Source organism: Bacillus sp. S10(2024), assembly GCF_050473865.1.
Classification (GTDB): Bacteria; Bacillota; Bacilli; order Bacillales; family Bacillaceae_G; genus Bacillus_A.
Genome location: NZ_JBFLUR010000002.1, coordinates 1,224,563 through 1,240,393, shown reverse-complemented (window position 1 = coordinate 1,240,393; position 15,831 = coordinate 1,224,563). Strand labels below are relative to the sequence as shown.

17 protein-coding genes are annotated in these 15,831 nt (G+C 33.9%); 4 read left to right on the top strand and 13 right to left on the bottom strand.

Annotation, left to right across the window (positions count from 1 at the left end; all coding sequences use genetic code 11):
• Positions 1 to 149: 149 nt before the first annotated feature.
• Positions 150 to 986 carry an adenosylmethionine decarboxylase gene (gene speD, locus AB1280_RS06405; protein ID WP_429755259.1) on the bottom strand — a complete coding sequence of 279 codons (837 nt, stop codon included), beginning with the start codon at positions 984 to 986 and terminating at the stop codon, positions 150 to 152.
• A 248-nt stretch (positions 987 to 1,234) separates the two neighbouring features.
• A complete protein-coding gene (locus AB1280_RS06400; protein WP_272187787.1) occupies positions 1,235 to 1,360 on the bottom strand; it encodes a hypothetical protein in 126 nt (41 codons plus the stop codon).
• A 158-nt stretch (positions 1,361 to 1,518) separates the two neighbouring features.
• On the opposite strand from AB1280_RS06400, the gene AB1280_RS06395 reads away from it, so the two are divergent.
• From AB1280_RS06395 to AB1280_RS06385, 3 genes are all read left to right on the top strand, one after another.
• Positions 1,519 to 1,671, top strand: a complete 153-nt coding sequence (locus AB1280_RS06395) for a hypothetical protein (RefSeq protein ID WP_272187786.1) — start codon at positions 1,519 to 1,521, stop codon at positions 1,669 to 1,671.
• Between the two features lie 5 nt (positions 1,672 to 1,676).
• Complete coding sequence (locus AB1280_RS06390; protein WP_429757292.1) at positions 1,677 to 2,000, top strand: hypothetical protein; 324 nt, start codon at positions 1,677 to 1,679, stop codon at positions 1,998 to 2,000.
• A gap of 369 nt (positions 2,001 to 2,369) precedes the next feature.
• Positions 2,370 to 2,597 (top strand): hypothetical protein, encoded by a 228-nt coding sequence (locus AB1280_RS06385; protein ID WP_429755258.1) that lies wholly within the window; start codon positions 2,370 to 2,372, stop codon positions 2,595 to 2,597.
• Between the two features lie 83 nt (positions 2,598 to 2,680).
• On the opposite strand, the gene AB1280_RS06380 is transcribed toward AB1280_RS06385, so the two are convergent.
• From AB1280_RS06380 to AB1280_RS06350, 7 genes are all read right to left on the bottom strand, one after another.
• On the bottom strand, positions 2,681 to 2,824 hold the full coding sequence (locus tag AB1280_RS06380) for a hypothetical protein (RefSeq protein ID WP_272187784.1): 144 nt from the start codon (positions 2,822 to 2,824) through the stop codon (positions 2,681 to 2,683).
• 247 nt (positions 2,825 to 3,071) lie between these two features.
• Positions 3,072 to 4,643, bottom strand: a complete 1,572-nt coding sequence (locus AB1280_RS06375; protein WP_272187783.1) for a SagB family peptide dehydrogenase — start codon at positions 4,641 to 4,643, stop codon at positions 3,072 to 3,074.
• Positions 4,644 to 4,665: 22 nt separating this feature from the next.
• Positions 4,666 to 6,609, bottom strand: coding sequence for a TOMM precursor leader peptide-binding protein (locus tag AB1280_RS06370; RefSeq protein WP_429755257.1), 1,944 nt, complete (start codon positions 6,607 to 6,609; stop codon positions 4,666 to 4,668).
• The gene (locus tag AB1280_RS06365; protein ID WP_429755256.1) at positions 6,606 to 8,531 is read right to left on the bottom strand and encodes a putative thiazole-containing bacteriocin maturation protein; all 1,926 of its coding nucleotides are present in this window, start codon (positions 8,529 to 8,531) and stop codon (positions 6,606 to 6,608) included. Before AB1280_RS06365 ends, AB1280_RS06370 begins: the two co-directional genes overlap by 4 nt.
• 185 nt (positions 8,532 to 8,716) lie before the next feature.
• The gene (locus tag AB1280_RS06360) at positions 8,717 to 9,019 is read right to left on the bottom strand and encodes a heterocycloanthracin/sonorensin family bacteriocin (protein ID WP_429755255.1); all 303 of its coding nucleotides are present in this window, start codon (positions 9,017 to 9,019) and stop codon (positions 8,717 to 8,719) included.
• A 215-nt stretch (positions 9,020 to 9,234) separates the two neighbouring features.
• Positions 9,235 to 9,666: a GNAT family N-acetyltransferase gene (locus tag AB1280_RS06355; RefSeq protein ID WP_429755254.1), complete on the bottom strand. Its 432-nt coding sequence runs from the start codon at positions 9,664 to 9,666 to the stop codon at positions 9,235 to 9,237.
• 105 nt (positions 9,667 to 9,771) lie between these two features.
• A complete protein-coding gene (locus tag AB1280_RS06350; RefSeq protein ID WP_429755253.1) occupies positions 9,772 to 10,995 on the bottom strand; it encodes an MFS transporter in 1,224 nt (407 codons plus the stop codon).
• Between the two features lie 594 nt (positions 10,996 to 11,589).
• Here AB1280_RS06350 and AB1280_RS06345 point away from each other — a divergent pair.
• On the top strand, positions 11,590 to 12,294 hold the full coding sequence (locus AB1280_RS06345; RefSeq protein WP_429755252.1) for a hypothetical protein: 705 nt from the start codon (positions 11,590 to 11,592) through the stop codon (positions 12,292 to 12,294).
• Positions 12,295 to 12,339: 45 nt separating this feature from the next.
• On the opposite strand, the gene AB1280_RS06340 is transcribed toward AB1280_RS06345, so the two are convergent.
• The 4 genes from AB1280_RS06340 to AB1280_RS06325 form a co-directional block, all read right to left on the bottom strand.
• Positions 12,340 to 12,846 carry a DUF3189 family protein gene (locus AB1280_RS06340; protein ID WP_429757291.1) on the bottom strand — a complete coding sequence of 169 codons (507 nt, stop codon included), beginning with the start codon at positions 12,844 to 12,846 and terminating at the stop codon, positions 12,340 to 12,342.
• A 90-nt stretch (positions 12,847 to 12,936) separates the two neighbouring features.
• Positions 12,937 to 13,536: an undecaprenyl-diphosphatase gene (locus AB1280_RS06335; RefSeq protein WP_429755251.1), complete on the bottom strand. Its 600-nt coding sequence runs from the start codon at positions 13,534 to 13,536 to the stop codon at positions 12,937 to 12,939.
• Positions 13,537 to 13,731: 195 nt separating this feature from the next.
• Entirely contained in the window at positions 13,732 to 15,153 is a 1,422-nt protein-coding gene (locus AB1280_RS06330; RefSeq protein ID WP_429755250.1) for a HAMP domain-containing sensor histidine kinase, read from the bottom strand.
• Positions 15,150 to 15,824 (bottom strand): response regulator transcription factor, encoded by a 675-nt coding sequence (locus tag AB1280_RS06325; protein WP_272187774.1) that lies wholly within the window; start codon positions 15,822 to 15,824, stop codon positions 15,150 to 15,152. The genes AB1280_RS06330 and AB1280_RS06325 overlap by 4 nt, the downstream gene beginning before the upstream one ends.
• Between the last annotated feature and the right edge of the window lie 7 nt (positions 15,825 to 15,831).

The following is a 15,831-nucleotide window of genomic DNA, read 5'->3' as shown; positions in this document are numbered from 1 at the left end:
ATCTATACCAAAATTCAAATTCGACAAAAAATGAAAAATACCTTTCTTCAGTACTGCGATTTCTAATCATAAAAACTGAATAATTTTCACATCGGAAAAGTAAAAAAGTAGGAGAAGTTTTCCTACTTTTTAGTGATATTTTAGATGTTTCATTCAGTTGAATCCTCTTCAATTGAGCCATGATTCATATTTTTCCCATAAAATATTTCATCCATTTCCAATTTTAATTTCTTTGTAATTTCTTGTTGTTCATCTACAGATAATGTTTCCTGTGTATATCCAAACAAATAGTTATTTAAGTCAAAATTTTTTAGTTTGCATTTTGTATGAAAAATATGTTCTTGATATACATTCACATCAATCATGTCATACGAATTTTTTACATTCTCTGGAATGTAATTTTGTATGGAGCTTATTTCGTGATCAATAAATAATTTGTTACCTGTTATATCTCTTGTAAATCCGCGAACTCGGTAATCGATGGTCATAATATCTGTATCAAATGAGTGAATTAAATAATTTAGCGCTTTAAGAGGTGAGATTTCTCCGCATGTCGACACATCAATATCTGCTCTAAAAGTGCTGATTCCTTCATCTGGGTGATATTCAGGGTATGTATGAACTGTTATATGGCTTTTATCTAATTGAATAACGACTGATCCCGGAAGAGGACCCGGTGATTCGCTAAATGATTCAGTTGGTACTTCTACAATCGGTCCTTCGGAAACTAAAATTGTTACGCTCGCTCCTTGTGGGACGTAGTCTTGTTTAGCAACGTTTAATACGTGCGCACCTATAATATCAGATACATTTTTTAAAATCTTTGTTAATCTGTCTGCGTTATATTGTTCATCTATGTATTCAATATAGGCTTCTCGTTCTTCTCTTGTTTTTGTATAGCAAATATCATACATATTAAAACTTAATGATTTTGTAAGATTATTAAACCCATGCAATTGAATGCGCTGTTCTGGCGTTAGTTTCATGATCAATTCCCCTTTTTTTATATTCAAAGATGATTTATACACCTTTTATGAAATATAGTTCCATCCTATAATTTTTTCATACATATGTTGTTTACGTAAGGTTACTTACAACTCATTGAATCTTGTTTTTTGGTTTGTTGTGATTATTATTACCAAAATACGGTAAATGAAATTTGTTGTTTTTATCATTTGAAAAAGCTTGGATTTGGTTGAATCCAAGCTTTTTCAATATTTAATGCATCAAAATACTATTTATTTAAATCTTTTTTCGTTACTTCACTTCTAATATTTACATCTTTAGAGAACTCAGTATCTTTCTTTAAATTGTTCGGATATTTGTTTTTGCGTTCTCGATTATCATTTCTGTTCGTCATAAATTAACCTCCTTTGGTTAAGGTTTATACCTATTTTTTTACGTATGTAACCATTTCATTCAGGATAAATTATTATTTCTATTCCATTTTTTGCAAAGAATTCTTTTTGAACAAAATACTTTCTTATTAGCACATACTATTCATTGGAGGTGATAAATATGGGAAACAATCAAAATCCGTTCACAATAAAGAAGCGTAGTGCCAACGGACGATATGATAAAGAGGCGCATAGCATTGACAGTCATGGGAACTATGTACCTAATACACCTACGAATGATGCAATTCTTCGTGCTGAAAGAGCAAAAAAATGACTGGCATAAAAAATAAAATATTAGAATTAGTACCGGAATCTGTAAAAAAGTTGCTTCAAAAAGAAATGTTAGATGGAAATCGATATCTAATTGATTTCGTTGTAGATGATGCAATTGCTTATGAATTTGAACCAGAACAAGTAGCTCCCTGTATTATGGCAGCTTATTATGTTTACGAATCAACAGCCTATCCAAATGATATGGAAGAAGAATGGAAGTTAAGATTAGTGTTTCACGCGTCTATTCGTTCGACGATGAAGCTTCTGTCTTACGGTAAATATAAAGCGGAGCGATCTGAAAGTGGCTGGATGAGGTATGGAAATGTTTAAGTAACGTTTGCTAACGATCCATTACATTAAGTTAATTTTGGCATAAAAAGTCCGATTGTAACTTCATTAAAGTTATATCGGGCTTTTTATGTTCATGAAAGGAATTATACACAAGAGTGAAACTTTCGCTTTCGTTATTGTAATCGTCCATAATTGCTGCTATAAAATGCGCTTTTATCTGATTCTCTAGATTGACTTACATACCTATTTTTTTATAAATAGATAACCTGTCCAATCAAGAGGAGGTACATTCAAATAGTATGGTATGAGAGCTACCTTCAGATATGGAGTCAAAACTTCTATCTACATATGAATTATGGATTATTATGAGAGGAGAGGTTTACAATCGCTTACGTATTCGAACAATGTATGAATATATGTTTGGAAATTTTAATTGCTTCAGATGCAGAAATAGAGCTGTCTATAAGTGACTACGACACATGTTCATCGGGGGTTGTTATTGATGGTGACGTAATTATCATTACGTTACCGTTAGTTGCTTGTGTAGTAATTACGATTCATGATGATTTCAGTATTTCAGTAGAACTTATTGATTCATTAGTTTTTCTTTCTTTTCCGCCTCCTAATAAGGAATAAACGAGAAAAACATTATCATTAGTTGCTGAGTAACTAAAAAAGGAACAGAAATAAAATTGTTTCTGTTCCTTTTTGCTATTATATTAATACTCTATTTCATCATAATCTTTTGGCTGTGGTATTGGTTGCATATTACTCGCATCTTTTGGATCGCTATAAATAGCGTTTTCTTCTGTGTTTAATTTTTTAATGTTTTGTTTTTTATTTTCATTAGGTTGTTTTTTCATTTCGGTTATCTCCTTCTTATATTTTCAAATATAATCATGCCCCATAGTATCTTTTTTTACTCTATTTGAACAATGAGTATTGAAATAATGATTTGTATTATCGATTGTAAAAATACGGTAAGTGAAATTAGTTTTTTTAAAACTACAACACTGTTTCAATCACGTTACATCAAAAAAGCTTGAATTCAAGTGAATCCAAGCTATCTGATACTTCTAATAAACTAGGTTGGTTATAATTTGTAACTATTTAACTATGCAAACTCCCTTTCAACCAAGGACGTTGACGATAAAAGCCGATTGGAATTTGGATGAGACTCGTTTTTTCTTCTGAATCCAACCTGTAAAGTTCGTCACACAAATTGACATCGAATCCAAGAAGCGGGTGCCCCCCAAGTCCTATAGCAGAAGCTGCTAATAATAACTTCTGTACAATGATGCCTGCTTCCATCTGTTGAATTCTGTATCCTCTATATCCAAGTTCTGTTTTAAAATGATTTTTATCCCCTACTACATGTAGACAAAGTGGTATTTGAAAGAGATTCACATTGTGGAATGTCATCGCGCTTTGCAGTATGAATCGATGATCTCCAAGATGTACTTGTCGTAATGTATGAGCATTACTATCATAATGATAAGCGCCGTTAGGGATACCTTCAACGCCAAATAAACATACATATAAGGAAACACGGGATGCGAGTTCTTCATGATTTGTATCTAAATCGTTTTGATAGATAAAAGAGACAGTTGCTTCATGCAATAATGTAGTTAATTGTTCTTGGCTCATTTTCCTAAAAGTAAAATCCATTTCCGGTGAAAATCGATTTTGGCACGCTGATGCTAAGTCGTACGACATTCGCTTTATACGGGGAAGAACTAACGCTTGACCATCACGCATTTTATTCGTTTCATTCTTGATTTTTTGAAACGATTTTGTAGAGTCAAGCATAGATGCTTCATTCATTTGAATCAGCATCGGATACTCTGCAATCTTTCGGGATCGAACATAGTGATTATGATGAATAACTGGTAATTCTTCGCATAATTGAGTAGCGAAGAATTCTTTATTTGTAGCATCATTTTCATGATTGCACTTTACGGTTGCAGAATTTACTGATAGAGGGATAATTGCATATACACTCTCCTCTTGTTCTGATAACCCGAGTAAATGATTAATGGCCCGATCTAGAAATTGAAAATGCACGCTTGATGTATAGTGAAATCGTTTTGCTACTTCCAGCAATTGTCCGATTAATACCCCTGCATCCAATCCTTGCAAACGATAAGAAAAGTTATGGTATTTAAAGAAATTTTTCCAAAACATTGTCGATACAAACATAACACCGAAACAAGCAGATGTGTCACAGCTATTTCCAAGTGTCCGCGTTATATATGAATCAAAATTCCCTTCTCTTAATAACACTAAACGGTGGTGTGCTACATCATAGTGGTAAATCCCAACAGGCACATTTTCCATCTTTAAATATATATACAATTCATTTGGATATAAGCCTCCGCCCGATGGAACAAATCTCCGATACGACTGCATGACATTCATTTCTTGTGTCGGTAAGGTCGACTGACTGAATTGAGTAATCCCAAATACGTACCAAAGAAAATGACCGATTTCCCGAAGATTAGGTTCTGTTGATACTTCGAGATTTTCAAGTGTTAATGTAACTTCTGAAGATAACGGAATTCCTGGTAAATCTCGATAAAGTTTATATGCAAGTGGCCCGTCTTCCCAGTCCACCTCCCAAGTCGAAGATGCTGCATTGTCAACATGAAAATGTAAATTGTTCAAAAATGTTTCTAAACTCATCCTTCTCCCTCCTAATCATTACTTACGCAAACGGATGTGGATGTGGATTGAGTTGTTCAAACGTTAGCGATTGCTTCGTATACCCAAGTTTCATTGGCACGTGTAACACTCTCTCTAGACCAGTTAAGCGCGTAAGATGATGCCCAAATGTCATTGGCAACATTCCTGGAATGAGTACTTTTACACAATGTAATCCATTTCGCATTATTTCTGGTGTCGTCTGATCTACCACAATCACATCGAAGTTTAACTGATGCAACACCTGTAGTATTTCTTTTAAATCATCTGTCAAATCCTCATGTCTTATTTTCTGCTGGAATGCCTCGGTAAATGTTTGTAACGGACGATTATTATCTAGTAAAAACTGAAAACGTTCTTCCGCTTCTGGCAAACCACATACCATGGGATGGTCAGGCATTTGTCGCACGAGGGAAGGATTATGGAACATCTGTACATATTTCTTTCGATTCGTCTCAAATTCCTTATCAAGAGTTAACATCATGCCAGCTAATTCATATATTGCACTTTTCGTCCCTCGTACCGGATCTAAATGAGCTCCAGCTGCACAGATAATATTTAACCCCTTCTTCTTTCTGTTTTTTGCCAGTGCCCAGACGCTTGGAATGCCGTGCTCCATTGTTGAGTTAAACAAATGTATATCATATCCCCCTACTGCACGCACACGCTCTACCATTAACTGCAACTCTTGATCATTGACAGAAGAAAGATCAAGACGTGGAAGAGGAAGCTTGGCAAACCAAGTTAACAAAAATGAATCGCGCTCAATGACTTCTAAAATGCCATAAAAAATTGCTTCTTCTAAGCTGCCACCTAATGCGCAACCATTGGAAGTCTCATAAACAAAACCATCTGCACCACCTAAACTATAATAAGCAAGTAGTTCTGGAACTAAAATTGAACGGTCTTGCATGAAGGAATAACCCCATACCCAATTCATTGGACGATCTGGATGAAACGGTTTAAAGGGAAAATTAGGTTGTATATATTGTTCGTTTGCATGTACACCCACTTGAAGAGGATGAAGTGCTTGATGAGATAAATTGCGAAATGTGTCTTGAATGACTGTACGTTTTCCATGAGGTTCTAGACCACAATACCGTTCTAATCCTTCTAATATAGCGGTTAATTCGCTAGTTGCATATGAATGGGTACGGCCAGCTGTTCCTTCGTTCCCAAAGAGGAGCGGAAGATTTACACTTACCTCGGCAAATGGAGGTGTAAGGTTATACATTTTATCATTTAAAAAACCAGTCTCATAATCTAAATAATCATTGACTAATACTTTATTCAGTTCAGAGATTGAACGACAACGATAATCATTTATGTTAATCTTTGGGCTTGATTGTAATGAAATCTTGGCTGTATGTGATGAATCAATAGGCAATTGGCTACAATTTGAACATAAAGGATGAGGTAGAAAAAAATGATAGGAGCTTTTCAGTGTCTCTAAATTAACGAACAACATATGTCCTTCTAATCGTGCATGGCCATCTTGTAAAATGCACCGCACTTCTTCTAGCAGAAGATGTGTCATCTGTAATACTCCATTACTTGATGCCCATATGTCTCGGGGTATTTCTTTTTTTGTTGTTAGAATTCGCAATATTTCCCACGTTTCTTTCGAATCATTTCCTGCAAAAGTACGACGTATATCTGCGCATTGGGAACATCCAGGCTTGCCAGGACGAACTAGCGGGCCAATTATTCCTTCTCCAAATGAAACGAAAGCTCGCAGCCAAGGAATATTCGTTGATTGAAGTACACTTTCTGCCTGTGTATGAAAAGAAGGATTCCAATTATCATGTAACACGAGTACTAAATCGGTTGTTGCTGGTATTTTTAAATCAAAATCTGTCTGTTGATTGACTTCATATTGGATAGCTAACTCTTCATATGCACGATTTGCCAATAGTCCCTCTCCAATAATTAAAATGGAAGCGCTCAATGGGATTCCTCCTCTCCCAATAATACTCCAAATATTCCTGCCAATTCCTCCTTCCAGATTGCTTCTAGCGATACTTCAAATACGTAGAGCCGTTTTCCATCTTGTTTTAATGTCTGTTCAGCAGACTGTAATATTTGTTCTTGTGTCATATTTTCACAAGAACAAATAGCGAAATGTAATGGTATTTTATCTTGTAATAAAACAGATGAAGTCTCTATTGCTTGAGATGTGAGACAATCGTTATAATTTTGCGTTTCTGTAAGTGCCTGTTGTAATGCCTTGCGTAACGCTAATGTTCTATTGAATCCTACACTTCCGTACCAGCGATTATTCGTACAAATCCAAATAACAGGGAAATTAAAAATAGACTCTCCTAAAGCGATTGTAGGTATTCCTTGTATTGTGGTAAGTGCTTGTAAATAAAAGCGGCAGCGTTCATCTTCTACTACATCTAATTTTAGCGGGGAAACAGAAATTTTTTGTTGTAGTTGTCTCTTACGAAATTCTTCATCTAAACATTTTTGTAATCCTCTAGACACACATTCTGCAATTGTTTCCCCGGCTCCAATTCCTATAAAATCCTCATGTTCGGAAATCTTGGAACTAACTATTCGCGATATATAGGTCTCAACTCCGGATAATCCAGCTTCATACCTTGCTTCCATATGCGTTAAACCTGTACAAATCATATCTGGTAATAGTTCAGCGGGACCTTCTGACAGCGGATCAACTGCTTGAATTCGACATTGAGCCAGCGGCAGCTGTTTTAAGTCACCTGCTTCCCAAATATGAAAAATCCCTGCTTCTTTTGAGACAAGATAATTCAAGTTCAGAGTATATTCATTCAATTCATTTTTAGTTGAGTTCTGTTTCATTCTCGTATTGAAATTCTGGACCCATTCGATTTCCAGTTGCTCGGTTACTAACGGATGAGGTAAAAAAGAATGCCAGTTTCCTTCTAACGTTTCAGAATTTAACAGAAAAAATTGATTAGTTTGTGCAGGTTTCGTTATATCTGTAACCTTTTTGAACAGTTCGAATACAATTACATTCGCTAACATTGATTCCGTTGTAGAAGAAAAAATGTGTTCTTGAGAAGTTTTAGAAAATGCAGTTTTGTGTATACGTCGCCAAGCTGATTCCCAGCAAGCATCATTTTCTGGGTGTACGAGTGGCCCAGCTAATCCGACTCCTTGCTGAAATATGGCAGGGATGAAAATCTTTTTTTCTTCTTTACATATAGCATGAAGAATTTTTAATTCTTCTATGTCATCTCCTTGTGATACATACAAAATCGCTTGAAATGGCTGCACCGCATCCTTCAAACCATTTCTTTTTTCTTTTTGTAAAAAAATTTCTTCAATCAATACTTCGGGATCTGTTTTTTTTGCATGTTCTATTAATTCTTTTAATCTTCTTTTATTGGTTTGTACGGAATCAGTAATCAACATCTGGAATTGTGGTAATCCCGATTCAAGTAACGCAGAAGCTAAGGAAACAAAAAAAGAACCAGAACCGATAGCTAATACCTTCGTTTGGCGATAAGATTGGAAACGATATGCACCTGAAATGCCGAGGTTATCTAAAAATTCAATTTGAGATGCGTACTTTTTGAGAATATTTCCTGGCAATTGGTGTGGATGATCTTGACTTATGTCTGTTGCAAATTCATTTTGGTACAGTATTTCTGCTATTTCAAATACTCGCTCTCGGTATAGATCAGGTAAGCCATCTGTCAAACTCCCTAAAGTATATTCACCATTAAACATTGGCACCAGTTTTTCAATCCATTGGTTGATTGACTTCCCTTCCATACGGAATGAACTTGTATTATTTCTAAAGTACACTTCTCCTTTTGGATTAGAGAGAAAGAAAGTATCTCGTTTCAATTTCAAACGCGTAGAAGAGTTTAATTTTGTCATTGTACTCCTCCTTCACTGTTTATCGCATTAAACTGTCATCATAACAATTTTATGTATCCTATTTTTTCTTATGTCAAAAGGAAAAAAAGAAGAGTGGTTTATCATACTTAAAAAAAAGTGTCTCTACAATGAAAATCGTGTAGAAACACTTTTCTTTAAGTAAAGTTATAATTAAAAAATAGGAATTAAATAACGCATATTCCATCCCAGCAGAATCCGGCACAACCGCCAAATCCACCACAACCTCCGCAACCTCCGCAGCCGCCGCATCCAAGGCATCCAAAGCATCCAAAGCAACGGAATCCTCCACAACGACCGAATCCACCACAACGTCCAAAGCCACCACAACGACCACAACCACCGCAACGACGAGTAGCGTCCTCAGCGATATAGTATGGAGAAGGAATTTGACTATCCCAGTACACAACATTTCCAGCATTATAATCATTTAAATTTAACGTTTGAAGTTCTTGTTGAAAATTATTCATTTCATTACCTCCATGAACATAATTTGCAAGTTATACCGAAAAACGACTTGTAACAAATGGACAATAGACCCTTTCGAATTGCACTCCCCAACAAAGTATGACCTAAGTCTAGGTATTGTGACTTGTTCAAATGCCTAATTTAGAATTATGTAAGTTCACGCATTCTTTTCTAGCTATAAAAAAAGAAAAAACACACTTTATGTGTGTTTCCAAATTTATAATTTCATTAACAATGTTTTCGTATCATATTGCTCTAAACACCAATTATATTTATCTATAATTGGTTGAGGTACCAAAACTAGATTTACTACTTCTTGAAACCCATGTTTACTATAAAAAGGTTTTAAGTGTTCAAATGGAATGCAATATACATTTTGAATTTGAAATTTCCTAGCTTCTTTAATAAGAAATGCAACGATACTATCAGCAATATTCTTTCCTCTATATTCCTCTAACGTATATATTCCACCCAATTCAAAGTTGTTTTCATCAATTTTTACTAATCTTCCTAAACCAGATTTTTGACTATTAAAATATGCTATTGCAATCTCTTCATTTTCTAAATGTGATGGTACAAAATCAACCTGTTCGTATTGAAAATTAATCCATTGTATATCATCAAGTTTTGCTTTCTCTATAAGTAACATGAGATTGACCTCCATATATTTCAAATTATTATATTGTCTACTAATATTTTTTATGGTGTAAACATAAAGTCCGCCAAAGTTTATTAGACACTTTGGCGGACTATTTTATTCTATACTTCGGTTCATTCTATGCCGCGCCGTATCGCTCACTTCAATTTTTTTAATCGGTAAAAACGCCCCAATACATGCAATACATGCACAGCTAGCGAATACAAATGGTAATGACTTAACAGCTACGAATGATAGTGTTCCGAAAATAATAAGATCTAATATTGAATCTAAAACAGATAGTAATGAAATCGTTGTTGCACGTACATGCGACGGGATAATATCATTACTAAGCTGCGAGTATATCGGATATCGAATTGCACGTACGAACCGTAAGATAAAAAAGGCTCCTAATATAACCCACAAAGTGTCCCCGAAAAACGTTGATAACAGTAAACCACCAACGGCTAAACCACCTGTTACATTCATTAAAATTGCACGTGAAAATCTGCAAGTAAGCCATCCAATTGATATTGAGGAAAAATATCCGAGGATAGCAGCTAAAGCATACATAATACCAATTGCAAATACAGGAAGGCCTGCTTTCGTAAACAACGGTTGGTTAAATGTGTCATATACTGCGCTTGCTGGAATGAACACAAGCGAGACGTTTAAAAACATAATAAGTAATTGCGGTGCTTTACGAATTACCTTTATCCCTTCAAATACTTGTGAAAAAGATTCTTCTCGGTAGGATGATAGCTTCTTTGGACTTTTGATGAAAAGTAGTAATGCAAATTCTACCAAATGAAATGCTATTCCAAGAACAATTAAAAGTGTAAATTGTTCCTCTCGTAAATCTTTGGCGAAATACGAACCGAAAATTACAGCGAATAACATGGATATAAAGCCTGCCGATTGGATTTTTCCCATTGCTTGATCCATTACATGTTGCTCATTGTTTTCTTTTAGTGACTCATAAATTAATGCTTCGTCCGCACCAGAGAAAAATGTAACCGAAAAACCGTTCAATAAACTATATAGACAAAATAACCATAGGTTATCTGCAAATAGCAAGATAGAGATACTAAACGTTTTTATGATAGATCCTGTCAAAAATGATAATTTTGCACCGAATCGATCTGCAAAAACACCTGCTGGAATTTCCCCAACAAGTACTGCCACGCTCCAACACATCATAACAATAAATATATTGGCTGCCGTTAAGCCTCTTTCCATATAAAACAGTGTCATTACGGGCTGTAAAAAACTAATCGTTCCAAAAAATTGCACCCAAAATAAAATGGAAATGTTATGCGTTGCGATAGTTTGTTTCTTCAATTGTGTTCCTACTTTCCGTTATTCATTTTTTATGATGATTTTAGGAAGTAGGAGTGCTATATGACCGTTAGTTGATATTCACTCCTCTTCCTGCGTTTGAAAATGCTTTTAGTGTTTTTTGCATGTTATTTCCTCCTTCAATATAGATGTGTTTATTATAACAATTTTCTTAATATTAAAGAAACATTTTTAAGCATAATGATAAGATTGTAGGAATATGTAAAGTGGTATATAATAAAAAGCAATAAACGATTATTTTAGGTATTCCTAGAATAAAGGAGCGATATATATGAAAATTACTATTTATTTTGGAAGCCATGAAGATCAAGAAGTACGTACAATGGATTGCCATTTAGATGTCGAAGATGCAGAGGAATTTGTATCTGTTTCTTAATATAAATATACATAATATTATAAGGGAAATGCTCTTCCCTATTCTTAATTAAGATGCCTTTTTGAGGCATCTTTTTGTTTATTTTGAGGATAAAAGCATTTACTTTTCAACGAATAAATAGTATTATATAAATATAAGAACAAATGTTCGTTTTTGTATCTTCTCCCCTATGGAAAAGATACTAGGAAGGATGAATTTCATTGACTCAAAATAAACGCAGAGGAAGAAAAAAGCATACTCCTACTATTTCAAATACAGGCTTTATTGGCTCTGTGTTTATCGATACATTAGAACTTCAAAAAAAATCATATTACTTTTCTCGTAAACGACTACACATTGCACATCATGTATTAGATGGTCTCGCGCAAGCAACAAGTTCTCTTTTTGCTGAACATAGTATTACTGCTTACTTATCATGTGCGTATTTACATAAACAAAAGAAAATCGGATTTGTTCTTTCAACGAAACCTTTTAAAGAAGCTGAAGGCATTGCTTATTTTAAAAATTACTTAATTGAAAAGAATTTTTATAACGGAAATATAGAAGAAGAAAACTATCAAGAAATTTTTAATACTGGTTTTATTGGGGTTGTTTTTGCAGATTTATCAAGTATTGATCGCTTTAATTTTGAATTTGAAACGACTCTTTTATCAAAATTAATGAAAGACATGATTATTCCAGTTAAGGAGTTATTTTTACGTAATAAAATTCCAGCATACATTTCAACTGTGGAATTAGAAGATCAACATAAATTAGGATTTGTTTTATCTATAAAGCCCTACGATGAACGTGCTGAAGCGGATTTATATTTTGAAATGTATTTGAGAGAACGTGATTTATATATTGGTGATGAAGAAGATGACATTGATAAGATTGTCATTCGAAAAAAAGTTGAGATCGTATAACAAAAAGGATGGTTAATATATGATTAACCATCCTTTTTTGATAAACTATTTAAAGTTTTCATTTTCTAATACTACAACATCATCATTTGTTAATCTTCCAGCTTGTTTTGTATAATCTACGAGCCTGATTATATTATCACAAGCTTGTTTTGCACCAAAAACTAACAACGGTACACCAATAAAATCAATTTTTAATCTTCTTGAAAATAAACCACCAATCGTCATAGCAATTGGTACAGTTGGTGATGTGTTAGAAAACACAATTTTTTCGTGATTTTGATATTTATCTTGTAATAATATACTTAAATTTTTTAATGCTGGAACTACAACTTTAGATGCACCATGACCGACTGTATAAACAAGGTCTCCGTTTTCGTCTCGCCCATGAAAAATAATTTTTCCCATATCGGAAGTTTTTAGTTTATTAAAATAATCAACGTTTAATATTTCGTCTTTTGTAAGTTTTCGATTAGTTGGTAGTTTTTTTAAATGATATGCTGCTGCTAATGAAGTTGTATGTGTCCCGCCATAATCAGTATAAATATAAATCATCATATCATCCTTTAAATTGATATACATGATTATTATTATGACCAAATATTTGCATTCTAATCTAAAACGTATTTATAAACCGTGGACAATTTAAGCTATGTGATTGTACTTAGACAGCAATGGAATTCGTTTTGTTATTTTAGCGTAAATTTGAAACATGAGACGTATCAAAGGTTCTACTTTGTTTGTATATTTGACGACTAAAGCACTTGTTACGAAAGATAAAACAGCACCACCTATAATATCTGCTGGGTAATGGACACCAACATAAATACGCGAAATACCAACTAGTATAGCCCAAAGCACCGCGATATTTTTCCATACCTCTCCGCGTAAAATCATTGTAAATGCTATAGAAAATACAAGTACAGCATGATCACTTACGAATGAAGAATCAGTAGCATGTGGTACTAATTTGTGTACATGATATGTGACAAATGGACGTGGATGATAATAAAGTGCATGAATCAAAACATTTAAAAGTAGTGCTGTACAAACAGAAAGAGTTGTGTACAAAACTGTATATTGCTTACGAATAGCTGTTTCTTTTTGACCGTTACTAAACCATAAAGAAAGCATCAAGATAATTGCAACATAAGGTGCGCTATTTGTAATAAATATCATCACCTTATCTAACAAAGCAAAGGATCCTGCCAAATTATTAATCCAGTGGAATATTGTGTAATTCATATAAGTCTCTCCTTGTTTACATTCAGTTCATAATCACTAATTTTAAATCATTAGTGATCACCTATTTCGTTGATTCGCTCAGTATACACTAGCAATATGAAATGTTCTTTAAATTTTTCTCATCTTTTTCTCATTTTTCATTTGCATTCATTATAATTATGCTAAGTCCACAAATAAAAGCGAGAAGGATGTAATCTACTTCTCGCTTTTTAGACAATAAAATAATAAGGTAACTGTCGTTCCCTCTTTTTCTTTGCTATCTATCATAATACGTCCATTATATTTTTCTACAAGGCGCTTTGCAATGGAAAGGCCTAATCCATTTCCGCCTTGTTTTCGACTTCTTGCTTTGTCGACTCGGTAAAAACGATTTAGTACATATGGCAAATCAGACTTTGGTATTCCGACCCCGCAATCTGCAATAGTAATCTTAATTTCTTCTTCTTCTACTTCGCTTTGCAAGCAAATATATTTTTCATGTTCTTTTGTATATTTGATCGCATTATCCAGTATAATGACTAAAATTTGTTCAAGGTAAGAAGCAGGAATAGAAACACATGCATGATTTGCGTGTAATTTTCTATCAAAATGAAAGTCTGCATGCAGCAACTCGAAATTTTGCGTAACTTGTTCTATTACTGAATGTACATGTACAGGTTCGGCTGCAATAGGATACATTTGTTCAGATTCTGCTCGTGATAATTCTAATAATTCTGACACGAGATTATTTAAACGATCTACTTCTTTTAAACTCGAATCTAATGATTTTTGTAAGATAGCAGGGTCATTTTTTCCCCAGCGATTTAACATAGAGAGATGTCCTTGTATAATCGTAAGTGGTGTACGTAATTCATGGGATGCATCTTCAACGAATTGTTTTTGTTGCACAAAAGATGTTTCTAAATTGTCCATTAGCTCATTAAAAAGCAATCCGAGCTTGGCAAATTCATCATTGTTTTCGTGAATTGGTACCCTTTCTTTTAATCCATTTATCTTAATTTTGTTCATCGTATCTGTAATAGCTTGCACACTTAAAAGAAGTTGCTTTGCAAGAATAGTACCGCCTAAAAAGCTAAGTAGCAATCCTCCGATACCAGCAGCGATCATAATGAGAAAAATAAGCTTCATTAAATGATCAAAAGCTTCAAAGTTTTGTCCAACTTCAATTGTACCCGTAAATGTATGTGTTGTAATCGGCGTGCGCTGTACAAATATTCTATCTTCATAATGCCTTGTCATAGAAGTTTCAGATTCATTGACGTACTTTGGCACAACTAATTTTGGATTAAAGTCACGTGAAACAGTGACAAGTGCCTTTCCGTTTGCATCCAAAATTCGAATCATTTGATGTTTATCATTTATAGTTGCAAGAAAATCCTTACTGTTTTCAATTGTATTTGCGGAAAAGCTTGTATTCCCATTCTTAAAATAAGCTTCAATTTCTGTTACTTGCCTGCTAATTTGTTTTTTTTCATAATCAAGTGTCCAGTGATCAATAATAACATATTGTAAAATATTATATAAAAAGAATAAGACAAATAATAACGTGCTGGACCATAGTGTTAATTTCCATTTTATAGGTAAGTTTCGAATCCGATTCTTTATTTGTTTCATCATCGCATCACATATCCTACGCCCCTGACAGTTTGTATATAGTTTTCTTTGTCATGGCTATTCAATTTATTGCGTAAATAACGAACATATACATCTACTATATTCGTCTCTACCACTGCATTGTATCCCCAGACTTGCTCTAAGAGCATGTCTCTTGTCAAAACGCGATTAATATTTTTCATAAACATCATAAGCAACTCAAATTCTTTATTTGTTAACTCAATTATCTCTTCTATTTTATGCAAAGTTCGAGACTCTACATCGAGTTCTAAATCATTAAATCTTAAAAGAAGTTTATTTTTATGCTCTTCTTTTTGATTTCGTCTCAAAATCACACGCATTCTTGCTAATAATTCTTCAATAGCAAATGGCTTCGGTAAGTAATCATCTGCACCGCTATCTAATCCGGTTACACGATCCATAATACTATCACGTGCTGTTAACATAATAATAGGTGTTTCTTTTGTTGCCCGTAATCGGCGGCATACTTCAATTCCATTAAGACCGGGAATCATCAAATCAAGAAGAATAATGTCATAATTATGCTCAAGAGCCGTTTCTAATCCTTTTCTCCCATCATACACAACATCTACTGCATATCCTTCATATTTTAGTTCTAACTCTAAAAATTCCGCTAAACTTTCTTCATCTTCAATAATTAAAATACGATGCAATATTATC